This is a genomic window from Variovorax sp. 54, from assembly GCF_002754375.1.
Lineage (GTDB): Bacteria > Pseudomonadota > Gammaproteobacteria > Burkholderiales > Burkholderiaceae_C > Variovorax.
Window position 1 is genome coordinate 6,411,732 of sequence record NZ_PEFF01000001.1, and the last position, 18,378, is coordinate 6,430,109.

Below are 18,378 nucleotides of genomic sequence, written 5' to 3' on the forward strand. Positions count from 1 at the left end.
ATGAGCGTCGCACGTCACACACTGTCTCGCGCAGGCGTGGCGGGCGCATTGGTCGCTGCGGTGCTTGCAGGTTGCGCCGCAGGGCCGCCCGGCAACTGCGCCACAGGCTTCGATGCCTTCGAGCGCGACACCCTCTATTTCGGCCGCGCCATCCCCACGGGCGGTCAGGTGTCCGACACCGACTGGGCCGACTTTCTCGACACCCGCGTGACCCCGGCCTTTCCGCAAGGCTTCACCGTGATCGACGCCGCCGGCCAGTGGTGGGGCGCGTCGGGGCAGGTCGTGCGCGAGCCTTCGAAGCTGGTCGTGCTGCTGCACCCGCGTGACACGAAGACCGATGACGCCATCGCCACGTTGATCGACACCTACCGCCAGCGTTTCGCGCAAGAGGCGGTGTTGCAGGAAAGGCAGTCCGTCTGTGCCCGTTTCTGACATCGTTCCCCACGTTCGCCGGTTGGCCCCCATCGACGCGCCGGCCTACCGCGCGCTGATGCTCGACGCCTACGCGCGGCACCCCGAGGCCTTCACCTCCACGGTCGAGGAGCGCGCCAGCCTGCCGCCGACGTGGTGGGAGACGCGCCTGCGCACGGACGCCGACGCCGCCGAAGTGGTGTACGGCGCCTTCGATGCCGATGGGGTGCTCATCGGCGCAGCGGGGCTCGGCCGCGAATCGCGGCAGCGCACACGCCACAAGGCCACTTTGTTCGGCATGGTGGTGGCGGAGCCAGCACGGCGCGCGGGCGCCGGTCGGCAACTGGTGCTGGCCTTGCTCACCCATGCACGCGCGCTTGACGGCGTGCGTGTGGTGCAGCTGACCGTGACGGAAGGCAATCGCCCGGCGCAGGCGCTGTACGAGCGTTGCGGCTTTCAGGTCTTCGGCGTCGAGCCGATGGCCACCGTGCTCGATGGTGCGTTTTCGTCGAAGGTCCACATGTGGTGCGACCTCGAGGCCGCACCGTCTTCGACTTAGCCGCCGCGCTCGCGCACCATCAGCAGCGCGGGCCCGTCGGGCGTGACCACTTCGCCCAGCGCGCGAAAGCCAGCCTTGGCGTAGCTGCGGATCGCGCGTGCGTTGCGTGGTGACGGATCGGTCTGAATGCGCGTCACCGCCGGGTCGGCGAACAACTGGTCCGTGAAGGCCCGCACCATCGCGCTGCCGAGTCCGCGATTCAGCTGGTCCGCGTGCGCCAGGAACTGGTCGATGCCCCGAGCGCCCGGGTCGCGTTCGTCTTCCCACCAGCCATCGCCCGAACCCACCACGACGTACGACTGGATGAATCCCAAGGGCTGCCCGTCGCGCAGCGCGACGTAGCCGCGATCCGTCGAGTCGGGCGCGAGCATCGGCGTGAAGTCGGCCTCGACCTCGGCGAGCGTGGGAACGGGCATCCACCATTCGGCCACGTGCGGGCGGCACAGCCAGTCGTGGAGCATCGCGAAATCGGAAGCGTGTAGCGGTCGGAACGAGATCGAATGCACGGCGGGTGTCCTAGCGGGAAATCCGGTCCACGATGTCCTGCGCCAGCGACGCGATGGTCAGTGGCGCGCAGCCTTCGGCGTTGTTGCTCACGGTGACGAAGGCGTTCTGTCCGGCGCCCGTGGTGCCGGCAATCACCTTGGCCAGCGCGGCGCGCGTTTCGGGGTCGGGGTCCAGCACCTTGTCGAAAGGGCCGTAGAGCTTTTCGGCGTCTTCATAACCGAAGCGGCCGTGGCGGCGGTGCAGGTTCCAGCGGCACACGAGCGGTCCGGGCCACAGCGCGCGCAGCATCGGCAACTGGTCTTCGATGGGCGGCATCTTCGCGTGCAGGCCCATGCAGAAGGTCGCGCCCACGCTGCGCAGCATGTCGGCGAAGGCGGGGCACAGCAGCTGCGGGTCGCGCACCTCGACGGCGAGCACGGCGTCGGGCGCGGTCGGCTTCAGGTCGGGCATCGCCGCCAGCATCGTGCCGATGCGCGCGATCAGCGCGGGCTGGTCGGCCAGCAGGTGCGCGGGAATCGGGCTCAGCTGAAACACCAGCGCGCCGATGCGATGACCCAGCCCGTCGAGCGCCGGCTGCACGAACTCCTGCAGCGCGATCTCGTGGCTCAGGAACACCGGGTTGGCCTGCGTGCCGCGGCCGCTTTCGTCGCGCACGGTGGCGTCGGTCACGAGGCTCGGGGCCTTCACGACGAAGCGGAAATCGTCCGGCACCATGGCCGCATAGCGCGCGTACTGGCTGGCGGTGAGGGCGCGGTAGAAGTTGCGGTCCAGGCTCACGGTGCGAAGCAGCGGGTGCTGGGCGAGCGCCGACAGGCCATTCTTCGAGAGCACGGTTTCGGCGTAGTCGCCGTCCCAGACCAGGCCGGCCCAGCCGGGGTAGCTCCACGACGAAGTGCCCAGCCGCAGTTGCGGTGGCAACTCGGCGGACAGGGCGACCAGCGCCGCGTCGGGTGCCACCGGCTTCACTGTGGCGCCGCGCGATTTCTTCGGCGAAGGCGATGGCGCCTCGGCCTCCTCGGTCGCCGCGGTCCGGCGCGGAAGTTCGGGGAGATCGGAAAAGAGGGAGTCCTGCACGTCAGCCATGTCTGGGTCGGCATTTTCGGCCAAGCGGGGAGGCCTGTCGGCGCCGGGCACAATCCGCGCCATGACACAGTGGTTGCGTACGCGAGGTGGTTGGTGGCTGGCGTGGGTGGTGCTCACGGCCGCCGGCGCCGTGTGGTTCGCGCGCGCCGAGTTGACCAGCCTTCAGCAGGATTTCGAGACCGACGCGCGCATCGCGCACCGGCTATTGAGCCAGCAGGTGGTGCAGTACGACGCCGTGCTGGCCACGCTCGCACTGCTCGAGCCCAACGCCGGCGCCGACTTCCCCGAGCGGCGCCTGCCGTCGGTGTACTCGTCGATCCTGCGCGTGCAGCGGCGCGCGGCCGACGAGCCCTGGCCCGATGCCGAGCACGCCGACGCGCTGGCCGCCGCCGAGGCTCGCTCGCGCGCCGAACGCCGTGCCGACCTGGCCGTGCTCGATCTGCCGCACGGCCGCTACCAGCTCGTGATCGGCTCCGAGCCGCTCAGCTACGCACTCGAGATCGACCTCGTCGGCTCGGTGCCCTGGCGTGACTGGCCGATGAACCCGCAGCGCAGCCCGGTGCGCCTGATCCTGCAGCGCGACGGCCAGCAGCTGGTGCTGCAACCCGGCCAGTCGGCCGAACACGGCTGGCGCTACAGCCTGAGCAAGGCGCTCGCGTCGCCGAGCCAGCCCTTCGAGCTGGTGGCCGAGCGACAGGTCGGCTGGGCCGAGCTGCCGTGGCGCACTATTGGCGGCTGGGCCGTGGCGATGGCGCTGCTGCTGGCGGGCCTCTGGGCTGCGCAGCGCCAGCGCATTGCGCGTCGCCGCGCCGAAGAGCTGCTGCGCCTGGGCCAGGTCGCGCGGCTCAATGCGCTGGGCGAGCTGTCGGCCGGGCTGGCGCACGAACTCAACCAGCCGCTCACGGCCGTGCTGGCCAACACCCAGGCCGCGCGCCGCCTGCTCGACGATGAGCCGCCGGATCTCGCCACCGCGCGCGATGCGATGGGCCAGGCCGTCGAGCAGGCCCGCCGCGCGGCCGGCGTGGTCGGCCGCCTGCGCCGCGTGATCGAGCGGCCCGAGGCCGGCGGCGACGTGAAGCCGCTGGTGCTGCAGGAGGTGGTGCGCAGCGCCATGCACCTGCTGGCGCCCGAGTTCGCACGCCATGGTGTTGCGGCCCAGTTCGACGCCGCCGCGCAGGCGCCCGTGCGCGTGCAGGCCGAGGCCGTGGCGCTGGAGCAGATCGTGCACAACCTGCTGATGAACGCGACACAGGCGCTCGACCTCGTGCCCGCGGCCGAACGGCGCCTCGTGGTCTCGGTCGGCCGCAATGGCGAGGAGGGCGTGCTGACCGTCACCGACAACGGCCGTGGCATCGCGCCCGAAGCGCTCCCGCGCGTGTTCGAACCCTTCTTCAGCACGCGCGAAGGCGGCCTGGGACTCGGCCTGAGCCTGAGCGAAACGCTGGCCATCGGCATGGGCGGCAGCCTGAGCGCGGCCAACGCCTCGCCGCGTGGCGCGCGCTTCACCTTGCTGCTGCCGCTGGTGGCACCCTCGACATGACCACGCCGACTGCCGACCAGCCCCAATCGCCCCTGATCCACCTGATCGACGACGACCAGGCCGTGCGCGACAGCCTGTCGCTGCTGATCGGCACGGTCGGCCTGCGCGTGCAGGGCTGGGCCGATCCGCAGGCCTTCATCGACGGCTTCGACCGCGCGAGCGTCGGCGCCATCGTGCTCGATGTGCGCATGCCCGGCATCAGCGGCCTCACGGTGCTCGACCGGCTGGTGGCGCAGGGCGTCGACCAGCCCGTGATCATGCTGACCGGCCACGGCACGGTCGAGATGTGCCGCCGCGCCTTCAAGGCCGGCGCGGCCGAGTTCCTCGAAAAGCCGGTGGACGACGAGCAGTTGCTCGAAGCCCTGCAGCAGGCGGTGCGCCAGCACGTGCGAACGCGCGAGCGCTCGCAGGCCGACCACGCGGCGCGGGAGCGGGTGGCGCAGCTGTCGGAGCGCGAGCGCGAGGTGCTGGCCTTCATCGTGCAGGGGCTCACCAACAAGGAGATCGCGCGCGTGCTGGCGCTGTCGCCGCGCACCGTCGAGACCCACCGCGCGAACCTGTTCGCCAAGCTCGACTGCGACTCGCTCGCGCAGCTGATCCGGCGCTACGCCGTGCTGGCGTCGGATGCGGGAGAAGAGGGCGCTCCGTAGAACTACGGAGTGCCGGGCGTAGCCGTACGAATGGCCGCGGCGGGCTGGTTTTTTTACAGTGACACCGCTGTCGGCACAGGCCGGCACGAACCCTCTCATCACTGGAGAAAAACACCATGCAATCGATCATCCGCGTGGGCGGCCTCGCCGTTCTGCTCGCTGCTTCCGTCGCCCAGGCCCAGACGCCGGCCCCCGCTGTCCGCACCGAGAAGAACATCTCGCTTGCGCTGGCCAACCAGATCGCCGCAGAGACCGTGGCTGCCTGCGCCGCCAACGGCTACAACGTCGCCGCTACGGTGGTCGACCGCGCCGGTCTCGTGCGCGCCGTGCAGCGCGCCGACAACGCCGGCCCGCACACGCTGGCATCGAGCGAGCGCAAGGCCTGGACCTCGGCTTCGGCCAAGAGCCCCACGCAAGCCATGATGGAAGGCGCCCAGAAGAACCCCGGCGCCGCCAACCTCGTCTACCTGCCGGGCTTCCTGCTGCTGGGCGGCGGCGTGCCGATCAAGTCGGGCAACGAAGTGATCGGTGCCGTGGGCGTGGGCGGTGCGCCGGGCGGCCACCTCGACGAGCAGTGCGCCAACGCCGCGCTCGAGAAGGTCAAGGGCCAACTCTGATGACGGCGCGCGGTCTCTGGTCGGCGGTGCTCGCCGCCGCGATCGGCTGGAGCGCCGCGCCCGGTGCGGCGGCCCAGGTGCCGCCGCTGGCTGCCGAAGTGCTGGCCTATGAAGGCCTGCACCGCGCAGCCTGGCACGGCGATATGCCGAAGCTCAAGAGCCTGATCGCCTCCGGCGCCAGCCTCGATGTGCGCGACGCGCGCGGCCGCACGCCGCTGCAGGTCGCCACCTATGCGCGCCAGCGCGACGCCGTGAAGCTGCTCGCCAAGGCGGGCGCGAACATCGACCTGCTCGAAGACGACCGCTACGACGCCGTGACGATCGCGTCCGTGGCCGACGACGTGACCACGCTCACGCTGCTGCTGCAACTGGGCGCCAAGCCCGGGCAGACCACCAGCCGCTACGACGGCACCGCATTGATCGCCGCCGCGCACCTGGGGCACGACGAGGTCGTGCGCCGGCTGGTCGCAGCGGGTGCGCCACTGGACCACGTGAACAACCTGCACTGGACGGCGACGATCGAATCGATCGTGCTGGGCGATGGCGGTGCACGCCACCAGCGCACCCTGGCCGCATTGATCGCCGGCGGCGCCAACCTGCAACTGGCCGACCGCCAGGGCCTCACGCCGCTGCAACTGGCGAAGGCGCGCGGCTACAAGGAGATGGTGAAGCAGCTGGAAGCGGCACGCGCTAAGTAGCCTGCTGCATGAGAAGCCGGGGCGACTCGGGGACAATCGGAGCTCCCCACGAGGAACCCGCCCCATGTACATGCCTCCGCAGTTCAACGCCAAGGACCCGGCCGTCGCGCTGGGCCTGATGCGCGCACACCCCTTTGCCAACCTGATCTCGAACGACGACGAGGGCTCGCCCTTCGTCACCCATCTGCCCATCGTGGCCGAGCCGCGCGAGGGCGATGCGCTCGTGCTGCTGGGGCACTGCGCCAAGCCCAACCCGCACTGGCGCTACCTGCAGGCACGACCGCGCGCGGTCGTGGTCTTCCAGGGGCCGCATGCTTACCTGTCGCCCTCGGTCTATCCCGACCTGGCGCGGGTGCCGACCTGGAACTACCTCGCGGTCCATTGCACCGTTGAAGCCCGGCTCGTCGAGACGCCCGAGGCCAAGGATGCGCTGCTCAAGAAGCTCATCGGCGACCACGAACCGGCGTATGCCCAGCAGTGGAAAGACCTCGGCGAAGAGTTCCAGCGCAAGATGCTGGCCGGCATCATGGGCTTCGAGCTGCACGTGACGGCGCTGCAATGCAAGATCAAGCTCAATCAGCACCGGCCCGAATCGCATGCGGCGATGGGCGAGGTCTACCGCACCGGCTCGCCGGACGAGCAGGCGCTGGCCGTGTGGATGGAACGGCTCGGCATGGTCGCCGCACCGGAGGCACGCTGAGATGCGGATGTTCGGATTGATCGGCCTCGTGCTCGCACTGGTCGTCGTCGGCCTGCTGGCGAAGCAGCAGCTGTCGCGCACCGCCATCGCGAAGCAACCGGCCGCACCCGGTGCCTCGGCCCCCGCGGCTGCCGATGTGCGTACACAGGCGCAGCAGGTCCAGCAACAGGTCAAGGACGCCCTCGACGCCGCGGCCCAGGCCCGCAAGATGCCCGATGACAACTGAGCCGGTCGCATCGACATCGGACGCGCACTGGATGGCGCTCGCGCTGCAGGAAGCGCAGCGCGCGGCTGACGCGGGCGAGGTGCCGGTGGGCGCGGTGCTGGTGAAGGACGGGCAGGTCATCGCGACCGGCCGCAACACGCCCGTGGCGCAGCACGACCCGAGCGCGCATGCCGAGATCAACGCGCTGCGTGCCGGCGCTGCCGCGCTCGGCAACTACCGGCTCGATGGCTGCGAGCTGTTCGTCACGCTCGAGCCCTGCGCCATGTGCGCGGGTGCGATGCTGCATTCGCGGCTGGCGCGCGTGGTGTTCGGCGCCGCCGACCCCAAGACCGGTGCCGCGGGCTCGGTGCTCGACCTGTTCGCCGAGCCGAAGCTGAACCACCACACGCGCGTGCAGGGTGGCGTGCTGGCCGACGACTGCAGCGCGTTGCTGCAGCGCTTCTTCCAGCAGCGCCGCAGTGTGGCGCGCGCGCAGGCCGAGCCGCTGCGTGATGACGCCTTGCGCACGTCGGTCGAGCGCTTTGCAGCGCTTGCCGATTTCGACTTCTCGCCGCACCACGTCCAGGACTTGCCGATCCTGCAGGGCTGGCGTCTGCACTGGGTGGATGAGAGCGGTCCGGTCGGCAGCGACGGCCACGTGGCTGACTGCCTGTGCCTGCATGGCCCGGGCGAGTGGGGCTACGTCTTTCGCCACCTCGTCGGCGCACCGGGCTTGCGCACGCTGGTGCCCGACCTGATCGGCTTCGGCAAGAGCGACAAGCCCAAGCGCGAAGCCACGCATCGGCTCGAATGGCACCGCGACGTGCTGCTGGCGTGGCTCGATCAGGTCCATCCCGAACCGCTCGTGCTGGTGCACAGCAAAGCAGCCGGCGAACTGGCAACGCTGCTGCAAGCGGCAGCACCAGGCCGCTTCGTCGCGAGCCTCATCGCCCCCGACAGCGGCGTGCGCGCCAAGGATGCCTGGCGTGCCCCATTCCCCGACCGGGGCTACGAAGCCGCACTGCGTGCGCTCGGTCCGCGTGCCACGTCGGGTGGGCCGACCACCGCGCAGGCCGCCCCCCTGGCCCGGCAGATCCGGGACGCAATGGGATACTCGACGCCGTGACTTCGCAACATATCTACATCTACTCCCCCTCCAGTGCCATCCGCGACAAAGCCGCTTTCCGGCGCGGCGTGGCCCGGCTCAAGGCCCTCGGCCATGAGGTCGAAATCGACGAAGCCGCGCTCACGGCGCACCAGCGTTTTGCCGGCGACGATGCGACCCGGCTCGCCGCCATCTCACGCGCCGCCGCGAGCGGCGCCGACGTGGCGCTGATCGCGCGCGGCGGCTACGGCCTCACGCGCATCCTCGATGCGCTGCCGTACAAGGCGCTGGCCAAGGCGATCGACAAGGGCATCGAGTTCGTCGGCTGCAGCGACTTCACGGCGCTGCAGAACGCACTGCTGGCCAAGAACGGCGCCATCACCTGGTCCGGCCCCGCGGTCGGTGAAGACTTCGGCGCCGAAGGCGGCCCCGACGACATCATGGAAGCCTGCTTCGACGACCTGTTGAGCGGGCAGGGCGAAGGCACCGGCTGGCGCATGCCGGTGCGCGACGCCGAACTCAAGGTCAAGCCGATCGAAGACGCCGTGCTCTGGGGCGGCAACCTCTGTGTGCTGACCAGCCTGCTGGGCACGCCGTACTTCCCGGTGGTCGACAAGGGCGTGCTGTTCATCGAGGACACCAACGAGCACCCGTACCGCATCGAACGCATGCTCGACCAGCTGAAGCTCGCGGGCGTGCTGGCGCGCCAGAAGGCCGTGGTGTTCGGCCAGTTCACGGGCGTGCGCAATATCGCCGGTTACGACCGCGGCTTCGGCATGAACACGGTGATCGACCGGCTGCGCGCCAGCCTGAAGAAGGTGCAGGTCATTGCCGGTCTGCCGTTCGGCCATGTGCAGACCAAGGTGCTGTTGCCGGTGGGCGCAAAGGTGGCACTGGCCGCCGAGGGGCGCGACGTGTTCCTGGTGTGGGGCCATCGGCATGGCCATCACGACCATGGCCATGATCACCACGGTCACGACCATCACCCCCACGATCACTGAGCGCCCGCGCAGGCGCCGACACCTTGCAACAGCGGCCGGCAAGGCCGCTGCGGGTGTCGCTCGGTCAGGCTCTTACTGGTTGGTGAAGCGCTGATGGACGCGTGGGCCCATCGAGCCGGGCAGGCCGCCCTTGAACATGCTGTTGATTTCTTTCATCTGGCGCCGTGCGGCCGATTCGCCGTCGATGGCGCTCAGCGCAACCATCACGTCCTGACGCAGGTACCAGAGGGTTTCGACATCGACCGCAAAGCGCACGCGTTGGCTGATGCGCTGGACCGATTGGCCGCTTCGGCCCTGAAGCACCGACAGCATCGCCGTGCGAATGCGGCCGAGCTGACTTTCACCAGCCCGCTGCGATCCCAGGCCGGGTACGTTCAGGAGCTGAAAAAGGCGGCGAAAGAGCAGCATGTCACGAAAAGCGTATTGCCGGGAGCTGGGACGGTCGCTACCTTAAGCCTCAGTTCGCCGCGACACAAGATGTGAAACACCGTTTCTTGTTTGCAAACAACACGCTTTAGCGGTCACTTTTGTTGTTATTTGAATTTTGAGTTCAAAAGTATTAAAAAACTTTAGAACTCATCTGCACGATGCGCCAAGTCGCCCCCTCGTGCAAAGTCGACAAGAAGGTTCTGCGGATCGTTCCTTGCATGTGATGGCGCATGTCGGGGAAACTTCTCGCAGGAGCGGCGAAAGGTCCTGAGCAATATAACCAGCGCTTGCTGCCACAAGAAAAAACAGTATGGGTGTCAATTCCACAGTCGTTTTCGCGGACTTGACCGGAAGTACCAGGGTCTTCGAGGCCATGGGGAATGCACGTGCCACCGAGACCGTCACACGGTTGACGCAATGGATCGGGCGTGTGTGCGAGGCCCACGGCGGCCGGGTCGTGAAGTCGTTGGGCGATGGCGTGTTCGCCATCTTCACGAGCGGCGCCGCCGCCACGCACGCGGTGATCGAGTTGCAGCGCTACCACCAGAAGCGCCTGGCCGGCTGGCCCGTGCCGCTGCGCATGGCGCTGCAGATCGGCGTGGCCAGCGGTGACGTGGTCGAGGTCGAGGGCGACTGCTTCGGCGACGCCGTCAACCTGGCCTCGCGCCTGAGCGACCTGGCCGGCCCCGGCCAGATCTGGGTCACCGAGACGGTGATCATGCAATTGCACGAAGGCGCCGTGCAGCACCGCGACCTCGGGCCCATCAGCATCCGCGGGCGCAGCGAGATGTCGATCGTCCACCGCATCGACTGGCAGGAAGACCTCACCAGCTTCCTCACCGTGCCGGCCGCGCTGCTGCCGGCGCGGCTGCCGCCCGATTCCACCTTCGGCCACATCGAGCTCGCGTGGCTCGACGTGCGCTCGATGTTCCGCATCGACCAGCTGCCCATTCACCTGGGCCGCGTGGGCGATGCGCAGTTCGTGGTCAACGACCCGCGCGTGTCGCGGCTGCATGCGCGCATCGAGGTGCGGCAGGGCAGTTGCGTGCTGATCGACGTCAGCACCTACGGCACCTGGGTGCGCTTCCATGGCAACGGCGGGCCGAGCAACGAGATCGCACTGCGGCGCGACGAGTGCGTGCTGCATGGCCGCGGCGAGATCGGCCTGGGCGCGCCATTGAGCGACTTCAGCGCGCCGACCATCGCCTTCAACACGACCGGCGACGACGTGATGCTGTCGCGCCGCGCGATCGTGGGCTGACGGACGACTGCGAATCTCGTTCACGTTTGGCAACCAGCTGGTGACGTTTGACGTGCACCACGCGGGGGCGTGCGACGTTGCAGGACGACCTCGGCGCCGTTCGCGCCGGGCCTGGAGCCACCATGCATTCCCAAAGTGATTCTTCTGTTTTCAGATGGGCAGCCGTCGCCGCCATTGCGGCCGGCGCGCTGCTCGCCACGAGTGCCGCCAGCGCACGCACCAGCTGGTCGGTGCAGATCGGCACACCCGGCGCGGTCTATGCGCCGCCGTACTACGTGCCGCCGCCCGTCTACGGCTACCCGGCCCCGATCTACTACGCACCCCCGCCACCGCCGCGGGCCTACTACCGTCCGCCGCCACCCGTGTACTACCGGCCGGCCCCGATCTACGTGCCGCCGCGCGGACGCCTGTACTACGGTCCCGGCTATCCCTACCGTGCGCCGAACGATGACGACGACGAGGATGACGACCGCGATTGACCCGCCGCCCGCATGCACGCGGGCATGCCAATTCTTGGCCTGACTCCTGACGAAAACGTCACAATCAGTCACATTTGTAAGTTCAAAGAATTCATTTCATGCCTGGAAGAGGGTTTCAGTCCGGGGCATGACACTTGCCTCGCATCGTTCAACCGGCGCGGAGGGTGCCGAAGGAGCGACAAAAAATGCAGACCAGCGTTCGGCCTTTCACCAATGTCGAGGCTGCCATTGCGGCGGTGGAGGCCCTGGACGGCGAACTCCGTAAGTTCGAGCTGGCCGTAGGGGACAACCTCCAGGACAGCATCGGCCTGCAGATGGCGCAGATCACCGACCGTGCACTCGCACGCGGGTGGGAGCCCAGCGGCTTCATCCAGAAGGAAGGTTTTCGCCTCTACCGCTACCGCGCGATGCGCTGAAAGGCGAGGGAGCCTGGCTCAGCCCGGCGTGAGGATGCGCTCGAGCGCCCCGATGTCGATCGGCTTTTGCAGGTGGTGGTCGAACAGCACCTCGCCCGGCGCTGCATTCGCCGCGTCCCGTTCCGAAAAACCAGAAATTGCCACCAGCAACCGTGGCGCGCCTTGGGCCGTGCCGGCGCGCAGGCGGCGTGCCACCTCGGTGCCCGGAAAGTCGGGCAGGGTGAGGTCGATCAACGCCACATCGAAGCGCTCGCCGGCGGCGGCATCCAGCGCCTGTTGCGCCGTGTAGGTGCAGCGGGCCGTGTGGTCCTGCAGCGTCAGCAGCTCCCGCAGCAGGTCGGCTGCGGCCTCGTTGTCGTCGACGATCAGCACATTCACAGTTGTTTTCTCTCGGCATCCATTGATTGCGATCCCGCAGTATCGACGCAGCGCCTACGGGAATCCGTGACAGGGGCCTTGTTTGTTACTTCTCGGCGTCGGGTGCGGCGGCAGGCGTCTGCAGCGGCAGCTCGACGAAAAAGCGCGCGCCCTGGCCCGGCGTGCTCTCCACGCCGATGCGGCCCGCATGCAGGCTCACGATCTTGTGCGTGATGTACAGCCCCAGGCCCAAGCCGGCCGCGTGCTTGCGGCTGACGTCGGTGCGCTCGAACTGTTCGAAGATGCGCTGATGGTCTTCGGTCGAAATGCCGATGCCCTGGTCGCGCACGCTCACGACCGCCTGGTCGCCGTCCAGCCGTACCGTCATCTCGACCGGCTTGCCGCCGCCGTAGCGCAGCGCGTTGGTCAGCAGGTTGGTCAGCACCTGTTCGATACGGAACTCGTCCCACACGCCGCGCAGCGTGTCGGGTGCCTCGAGCGTGATCGTGCTGCCCGCCGCTTCGGCCTGGTGGCGCAGGTTGTCGACCACGGCGCGGGCCAGCTCTGCCAGGTCGACGGGCTTGGTCTGGATCGACAGCGCATCGCGCCGCAGCCGCGTCACGTCGAGCATGTCGTCGATGAGCCGCACCATGTTGCGGATCTGCCGCTGGTCGCGTTCGATCATCGTGGGCAGCTTGTCGGGCGCGAAGCTGTCGAGCTTGCCTTTGGCCAAGTGCAATTGCCGCAACTGCGCTTCAAGGTACAGCGTGTTCAGCGGCGTGCGCAGCTCGTGCGACACCATCGACATGAAGTCGTCGCGCATGCGCACCGCGCGCTCCAGCTCGCGCTGCGTGTGCTGCAGCTGCTGCACCAGTTCTTCCTGCTTGCGGTGCGCGGCGGCCAGCGATTCCATCTCGTGGCGCAGCGCCTTGCGATGCTGGTGCAGGTCGACGAACACGCTCACCTTGCTGACCACCGCGTGCGGGTCGAGCGGCTTGTGCAGGAAGTCGACCGCGCCGCTCTCGTAGCCCTGGAAGGCGTAGTTCATCTCGCGCCCCGCGGCGCTCACGAAGATGATCGGAATGTGCCGCGTGCGCTCGGTGCCGCGCATCAGTTCGGCCAGCTCGAAGCCGTTCATGCCGGGCATCTGCACGTCGACGATGGCGAGCGCGAATTCATGCTCCAGCAGCAGCGTCAGCGCCGCCTCGGCCGAGCCGGCGCGGAACACCAGCCGACCCGGCGCGCGAATCAGCGCCTCGAGTGCCAGCAGGTTCTCGGGCAGGTCGTCGACGATCAGCAGCTTGCTTTCGACCTCAATGGGCATGGACGGGCTCCAGTTGCTGCAGCAGGGTGCGCAGGTCACGCAGGGGAAGCACGTGGTCGGGCGTGTGGCGCGCAATGGCGGCGAGGGGCATGGTGGGAACCAGGGCTTCTTTCGGGTCTTGCACGGCGGTGAGCCCGCCGGCGCGGTGGATGCGCAGCAGGCCTTCGGCGCCGTCCTCGTTCGCGCCGGTCATGAGGAAGCCTGCCACCGACGGCCCGTAGGCGTCGGCGGCCGAGGCCATGAGCACATCGATGGAAGGGCGCGAATACAGCACGGGCGGCTCGCAGCTCAGCGAGAAGCGCCGCCCGCGTTCGATCGACAGGTGGTAGCCCGGCGGCGCGAAGTACAGGCAGCCGTCTGCGATCGGCATCTTGTCGAGCGCCTCGTGCACGGGAATCGGCAGGCGCTGCGCAAAGATTTCGGCCAGGTGGCTCTCGTGCGATTCGGGCAGGTGCAGCACCACCGCCATCGGAATGCGCCAGCCTGCAGGCAGGCCGTCGAGCACCGCACTGAGCGCGTCGATGCCGCCGGCCGAGGCGCCGAGCACCACGGCCTCGACGCGGCGAACCGGAAAGGAGCGGTGCTGTGTGCTGCCGCGCTTCATGCGACCTTGCGGTAGATGCGCTCGGCGCGCGCGTGGGCGTCGAAGCGGTCGGCGTAGCCCGAGAAGTCGATGCTCTCCTTCGAGCCCAGTCCGAGAAAACCGCGGTGCGACAGCGACTCGTGGAACAGCCCGAGCGCGCGGTCCTGCAGCTGGCGGTTGAAGTAGATCAGCACGTTGCGGCATGACACCAGCTGCGTCTCGGCGAACACGCTGTCGGTGGCCAGGCTGTGGTCGGCAAAGATCACGTCGGCGCACAGCGAAGGGTCGAAGCGCGCGGCCTCGTAGGCGGCGGTGTAGTAGTCGGAGAACGCGCTGAGCCCGCCCGCGCGCTGGTAGTTCGACGTGTAGCCGCGAATGGCCTCGAGTGGAAAGATGCCCTGGCGCGCCTTCTCGAGCGAGGCCGGGTTGATGTCGGTGGCGTAGATCTGCGTGCGTTCGAGCAGGCCTTCCTCGCGCAGCAGGATCGCCAGCGAGAACACCTCTTCGCCCGTGCTGCAGCCCGCCACCCACACCTTGACCGAGGGGTAGGTGTGCAGGATCGGCACCACATGCTGGCGCAGCGCCAGGAAGTAGGCCGGGTCGCGGAACATCTCGCTCACCGGGATCGTCAGGAACTGCAGCAGCTGGCCGAACAGCGTGGCATCGCGCAGCACGCGGTCCTGCAGCACCGAGATGCTGGGCAGCTCCAGCTGCTCCAGCGCGTACAGCACGCGGCGCTTCTGCGAGGCGGTGGTGTAGTTGCGGAAGTCGTAGCTGTACTTGAGGTAGATGGCCTCCATCAGCAGGCGCAGCTCGATCTCGGTGTCGCTCAGCGGTTGCGCCGCCGGCATGGCCGGCATGGCCGCAGGTGAGGCAGGGAGGGGCTTGCGGGTCACAGGCGCTCCATCTTCGGCATCCACACGCGCAGCAGCGAGAACAGGCGCTCCAGGTCCACCGGCTTGGCCAGGTAGTCGCTGGCGCCTGCGGCCAGGCATTGGTCGCGGTCGTCCTTCATGGCCTTGGCGGTGATGGCAATCACCGGCATCTTCACGAAGCGCGGGTCGGCACGCAGCCGGCGCGTGGCTTCCAGGCCGTCCATCTCCGGCATCATCACGTCCATCAGCACGAGGTCGATCTCGCTCACCTGGTCGAGCCGCTCCAGCGCCTCGCGGCCGTTGCGCCCGATCTCGACCGTGGCGCCGCGCTGCTCCAGCGCGCTCGTCAGCGCGAAGATGTTGCGCACGTCGTCGTCCACCAGCAGGATCGTGCGGCCCTCGAAGATGCGGTCGCGTCCGCGTGCCGTCTTCAGCATGCCCTGGCGCTCGCTCGACAGCTCGGCTTCCACCTTGTGCAGGAACAGCGTCACCTCGTCGAGCAGCCGCTCGGGCGAGCGCGCGCCCTTGATGATGATCGAGCGCGAGTAGCGCTGCAGCTCCGTCTCTTCGTCGCGCGTGAGGTTGCGCCCGGTGTAGACGATGACGGGCGGGAACGACACGATCTCTTCCGCCGCCATCTGCTTGAGCAGCTCGCTGCCCTGCATGTCGGGCAGGCGCAGGTCGGTGACCATGCAGTCGAACACGCGCGTGCGCAGCAGCGCCAGCGCCTCTTCGCCGGAGCCGACCGCGACGATCTCGATGTCGTCGTCGCCGATCAGCCGGATCACGCTCTCGCGCTGCAGCGCGTCGTCTTCGACCAGCAGCACGACCTTGACCTTCTGCGTGAGCTTTTCTTCCAGGCGCGCGAACACTTTGGTCAGCTCTTCGCGCGTGGCCGGCTTCAGCGCGAAGCCGATGGCGCCCATGTGCAGCGCGGCGGCCTGCGCGTTGTCGGCGGCCGAGACCACGTGGATCGGAATGTGGCGCGTGTGCGGCGAATCCTTGAGCTTTTGCAGCACGTCGAGGCCGGTGCTGTCGGGCAGGCGCATGTCGAGCAGGATCGCGTCGGGCACGAACTGCGTGGCCAGCTCGAAGCCGTCGGCCGCGCCGTGCGCCACCAGGCAGCGGTAGCCCAGCTCGTGCGCCAGGTCGTACAGGATGTGGGCGAACTGGGGCTCGTCTTCGATCACCAGCACGCGGCGCACCTGGTCGCGCGGAATCGATCGGTCGTCCGCGAAGCGCGGGGCCGGCACAACGGGCGCCGGGGCAGGGGGCGCGAGCGGCGGCGGCGACAGCACGGCGGGCGCATGCGACGGCGACGACGTCGACATGGACCGCAACGTGCCCACGGGCGAGGCCGGCGCGGGCATGGTCTGCGGCGCGCGCGGCGGCAGCTGCAGCGTGAAGGTGCTGCCCTGGCCCGCTTCGCTCTTCACCGTCAGCGTGCCGCCGAGCAGCTGCGTGAGGTCGCGTGAGATCGACAGGCCCAGGCCCGTGCCACCGTAGCGCCGGCTCGTGGTGCCGTCGGCCTGTCGGAAGGCTTCGAAGATCAGCTCGTGCTGTTGCGGGTCGATGCCGATGCCCGAGTCGTGCACCGCAAAGGCCGCGCCGCCGTCGGCCGTGGCCGACACCGTGAGCGCCACTTCGCCGCGCTCGGTGAACTTGATCGCGTTCGACAGCAGGTTCTTCAGAACCTGCTCTACGCGCTGCCGGTCGGTGACCAGCAGGGCCGGCGTGTCGGGACGCAGCTCCAGCCGGAACTCCAGGTTCTTGTCGGTTGCGATCGGGCGGAAGGTGCTTTCGAGGCTCTGGGCCAGCTTGTCGAGCGGCACCTCTTCGGGCACCAGCTCCAGCTTGCCGGCTTCGACCTTGGCGATGTCCAGGATGTCGTTGATCAGCACCAGCAGGTCGTTGCCCGAGGCGTAGATCGACTCGGCGAACTTCACCTGCTCCAGCGACAGGTTGCCCTGCGGGTTGTCGCCCAGCAGCTTGGCCAGGATGAGCGCGCTGTTCAGCGGCGTGCGCAGCTCGTGCGACATGTTCGCCAGGAACTCCGACTTGTAGCGGCTGGCGCGCTGCAGCTCGTCGGCGCGGTCTTCCAGGTCGCGCTGCACGCGGCGCAGCGCGGTGTTGCGCTGGTCGAGTGCCTCGGTGCGTTCCGACAGCTGGCTGTTGGTCTGCTCCAGCTCGGCCTGCTGGTTCTCCAGCATGGCCTGCGAGGCGCGCAGCGCGCGCGACTGTTCTTCGAGCTCTTCGTTGGCGGTGCGCAGCTCTTCCTGCTGCACCTGCAGTTCTTCATTGAGCTGCTGCGTTTCGGCGAGCACGTCCTGCAGCTGCTCGCGGTAGCGCGCCGCCGCCAGCGAGATGCCGATGTCGTCGGCCACCAGGTCGAACAGCTGCTCGCTGCGCGCGTCGGGCGTGCCCGGCAGGCCGAGTTCGAGCACGCCGTTGACGGCGCCGTCGCTCGACACCGGCAGCAGCAGCACGGCCCTGGGCGCCATCTCGCCGAGGCCGGAATTCACCTTCAGATAGTCGGCCTGCACCGGGTCGATCAGCATGCGGCGCCGCTCGGCCGCCGCCTGGCCGACCAGGCTTTCGGTGGGGGAGAACACCTGCGGCGAGGCTTCGGCCTCGCTGGAAAAGCCGTAGCTCGCGGCGCGGCGCAGCGGGCCGTGGCGTTCGCGCACATAGAGCGCGCCGACCGAGCTGCCGAGGTGGCGCGAGAAAAACGCCAGGATCTTGCGGCCCATGTCGGGTGCGCTGAGTTCGCCGACCAGCTCGCCCACCAGCTCGGTCTGCGCATTGCGCAGCCAGGCCTCCTGCGCCAGGCGCTCGGCGTGCGCCGCTTGCTCGCCCAACACCGTGTCGTAGCTGTCGGACAGCCGCATCAGCTGCCGGCGCCCGAAGAACGCCACCAGCCCGGAGTACACCAGCGTGAACAACAGGAACAGGCCGACCACCCACCAGCTCGTGCGGTTGGCCTCGTTGTTGCGCTGGAAGCGCAGCGCCTGCTCGGTGTCCATGAAGGCCGTGTACTCGGCGCGCATCTCGTCGGTCAGGTGCTTGCCGCGGCCCAGCCGGACCGTGGCCTGTACGTCCTGGCCCGTGCGACGCGCCTCGATCATCTCGCGCGAGAACGCCAGCCAGGAGTCCTGCAGGCCGGCGATGCGCTCGATGCGCTCCACCTGCCGGCGGTTGTCCGACACCAGTGTGCGCAGCGCCTCCGTGTCGGACTTCAGGCGCGGCTCGGCATTCTGGTAGGGCTCCAGGAAGGTCTCTTCACCGGTGAGCAGGTAGCCGCGCATGCCGGTTTCCATGTCGATCGAGCGGCGCTGCAGTTCGCTGGCCGCGCGCGTGACCTGGTCGGTGTGCTCCACCCAACTGATGGTCGACAGCAGATACAGGATGAGCGCGACGAACGCCACGGCCCCGACCAGGCCGCCGAACAGCGGCAGCTTGAGGTTGCGGCTGAGCAGGCGGTCGAATTCAACCGGGTCGATCGCGGAGGGAGTTTTCATGAATGCATTTGTAAGCAAAACTTGTCAAGTCTTGCCGAAAAAGATCAATTGACCTGTCGG

21 protein-coding genes are annotated in these 18,378 nt (G+C 68.5%); 13 read left to right on the forward strand and 8 right to left on the reverse strand.

Annotated features, from left to right (window positions below; genetic code table 11):
- Positions 1-432: a DUF3574 domain-containing protein gene (locus CLU95_RS29410; protein WP_099796849.1), complete on the forward strand. Its 432-nt coding sequence runs from the start codon at positions 1-3 to the stop codon at positions 430-432.
- Positions 433-454: 22 nt separating this feature from the next.
- Complete coding sequence (locus CLU95_RS29415) at positions 455-970, forward strand: GNAT family N-acetyltransferase (RefSeq protein WP_257214764.1); 516 nt, start codon at positions 455-457, stop codon at positions 968-970.
- On the opposite strand, the gene CLU95_RS29420 is transcribed toward CLU95_RS29415, so the two are convergent.
- Together CLU95_RS29420 and CLU95_RS29425 are read right to left on the reverse strand one after the other, a co-directional pair.
- Positions 967-1,476 carry a GNAT family N-acetyltransferase gene (locus tag CLU95_RS29420; RefSeq protein ID WP_257214765.1) on the reverse strand — a complete coding sequence of 170 codons (510 nt, stop codon included), beginning with the start codon at positions 1,474-1,476 and terminating at the stop codon, positions 967-969. The two genes, CLU95_RS29415 and CLU95_RS29420, sit on opposite strands and share 4 nt — an antisense overlap.
- A gap of 10 nt (positions 1,477-1,486) precedes the next feature.
- A complete protein-coding gene (locus tag CLU95_RS29425) occupies positions 1,487-2,560 on the reverse strand; it encodes a DUF72 domain-containing protein (RefSeq protein WP_099796851.1) in 1,074 nt (357 codons plus the stop codon).
- A gap of 61 nt (positions 2,561-2,621) precedes the next feature.
- Here CLU95_RS29425 and CLU95_RS29430 point away from each other — a divergent pair, with 61 nt between their 5' ends.
- The 8 genes from CLU95_RS29430 to CLU95_RS29465 all read left to right on the forward strand — a co-directional run bounded on the left by CLU95_RS29430 (position 2,622) and on the right by CLU95_RS29465 (position 9,076).
- Positions 2,622-4,100: a sensor histidine kinase gene (locus CLU95_RS29430; RefSeq protein ID WP_099796852.1), complete on the forward strand. Its 1,479-nt coding sequence runs from the start codon at positions 2,622-2,624 to the stop codon at positions 4,098-4,100.
- A complete protein-coding gene (locus tag CLU95_RS29435) occupies positions 4,097-4,750 on the forward strand; it encodes a response regulator transcription factor (RefSeq protein ID WP_099796853.1) in 654 nt (217 codons plus the stop codon). The genes CLU95_RS29430 and CLU95_RS29435 overlap by 4 nt, the downstream gene beginning before the upstream one ends.
- 116 nt (positions 4,751-4,866) lie before the next feature.
- Complete coding sequence (locus CLU95_RS29440) at positions 4,867-5,367, forward strand: GlcG/HbpS family heme-binding protein (protein WP_099796854.1); 501 nt, start codon at positions 4,867-4,869, stop codon at positions 5,365-5,367.
- Positions 5,367-6,065 carry an ankyrin repeat domain-containing protein gene (locus CLU95_RS29445; RefSeq protein ID WP_099796855.1) on the forward strand — a complete coding sequence of 233 codons (699 nt, stop codon included), beginning with the start codon at positions 5,367-5,369 and terminating at the stop codon, positions 6,063-6,065. The genes CLU95_RS29440 and CLU95_RS29445 overlap by 1 nt, the downstream gene beginning before the upstream one ends.
- Positions 6,066-6,129: 64 nt before the next feature.
- The gene (locus CLU95_RS29450) at positions 6,130-6,765 is read left to right on the forward strand and encodes an FMN-binding negative transcriptional regulator (RefSeq protein WP_099796856.1); all 636 of its coding nucleotides are present in this window, start codon (positions 6,130-6,132) and stop codon (positions 6,763-6,765) included.
- A gap of 1 nt (position 6,766) precedes the next feature.
- Positions 6,767-6,991, forward strand: a complete 225-nt coding sequence (locus tag CLU95_RS29455) for a hypothetical protein (protein WP_099796857.1) — start codon at positions 6,767-6,769, stop codon at positions 6,989-6,991.
- Positions 6,981-8,096: a tRNA adenosine(34) deaminase TadA gene (tadA, locus tag CLU95_RS29460; RefSeq protein ID WP_099796858.1), complete on the forward strand. Its 1,116-nt coding sequence runs from the start codon at positions 6,981-6,983 to the stop codon at positions 8,094-8,096. The genes CLU95_RS29455 and tadA overlap by 11 nt, the downstream gene beginning before the upstream one ends.
- Positions 8,093-9,076: an LD-carboxypeptidase gene (locus CLU95_RS29465; RefSeq protein WP_099796859.1), complete on the forward strand. Its 984-nt coding sequence runs from the start codon at positions 8,093-8,095 to the stop codon at positions 9,074-9,076. The genes tadA and CLU95_RS29465 overlap by 4 nt, the downstream gene beginning before the upstream one ends.
- A gap of 72 nt (positions 9,077-9,148) precedes the next feature.
- Here the strand turns inward: CLU95_RS29465 and CLU95_RS29470 are convergent, their stop codons facing one another.
- The gene (locus tag CLU95_RS29470; protein WP_099796860.1) at positions 9,149-9,484 is read right to left on the reverse strand and encodes a hypothetical protein; all 336 of its coding nucleotides are present in this window, start codon (positions 9,482-9,484) and stop codon (positions 9,149-9,151) included.
- 331 nt (positions 9,485-9,815) lie between these two features.
- Here CLU95_RS29470 and CLU95_RS29475 point away from each other — a divergent pair, with 331 nt between their 5' ends.
- From CLU95_RS29475 to CLU95_RS29485, 3 genes are all read left to right on the forward strand, one after another.
- Complete coding sequence (locus CLU95_RS29475; RefSeq protein ID WP_099796861.1) at positions 9,816-10,766, forward strand: adenylate/guanylate cyclase domain-containing protein; 951 nt, start codon at positions 9,816-9,818, stop codon at positions 10,764-10,766.
- Positions 10,767-10,888: 122 nt separating this feature from the next.
- Positions 10,889-11,245 carry a hypothetical protein gene (locus CLU95_RS29480; protein ID WP_099796862.1) on the forward strand — a complete coding sequence of 119 codons (357 nt, stop codon included), beginning with the start codon at positions 10,889-10,891 and terminating at the stop codon, positions 11,243-11,245.
- Positions 11,246-11,430: 185 nt separating this feature from the next.
- The gene (locus tag CLU95_RS29485) at positions 11,431-11,661 is read left to right on the forward strand and encodes a hypothetical protein (RefSeq protein WP_257214766.1); all 231 of its coding nucleotides are present in this window, start codon (positions 11,431-11,433) and stop codon (positions 11,659-11,661) included.
- Positions 11,662-11,679: 18 nt separating this feature from the next.
- Here the strand turns inward: CLU95_RS29485 and CLU95_RS29490 are convergent, their stop codons facing one another.
- The 5 genes from CLU95_RS29490 to CLU95_RS29510 all read right to left on the reverse strand — a co-directional run bounded on the left by CLU95_RS29490 (position 11,680) and on the right by CLU95_RS29510 (position 18,318).
- Positions 11,680-12,039, reverse strand: a complete 360-nt coding sequence (locus CLU95_RS29490; protein WP_099796863.1) for a response regulator — start codon at positions 12,037-12,039, stop codon at positions 11,680-11,682.
- A gap of 85 nt (positions 12,040-12,124) precedes the next feature.
- Positions 12,125-13,342, reverse strand: coding sequence for a hybrid sensor histidine kinase/response regulator (locus tag CLU95_RS29495; protein ID WP_099796864.1), 1,218 nt, complete (start codon positions 13,340-13,342; stop codon positions 12,125-12,127).
- A complete protein-coding gene (locus tag CLU95_RS29500) occupies positions 13,332-13,946 on the reverse strand; it encodes a chemotaxis protein CheB (protein ID WP_099796865.1) in 615 nt (204 codons plus the stop codon). Before CLU95_RS29500 ends, CLU95_RS29495 begins: the two co-directional genes overlap by 11 nt.
- The gene (locus tag CLU95_RS29505; protein ID WP_257214825.1) at positions 13,943-14,776 is read right to left on the reverse strand and encodes a CheR family methyltransferase; all 834 of its coding nucleotides are present in this window, start codon (positions 14,774-14,776) and stop codon (positions 13,943-13,945) included. Before CLU95_RS29505 ends, CLU95_RS29500 begins: the two co-directional genes overlap by 4 nt.
- 41 nt (positions 14,777-14,817) lie before the next feature.
- Positions 14,818-18,318 (reverse strand): response regulator, encoded by a 3,501-nt coding sequence (locus tag CLU95_RS29510; protein WP_099796867.1) that lies wholly within the window; start codon positions 18,316-18,318, stop codon positions 14,818-14,820.
- Between the last annotated feature and the right edge of the window lie 60 nt (positions 18,319-18,378).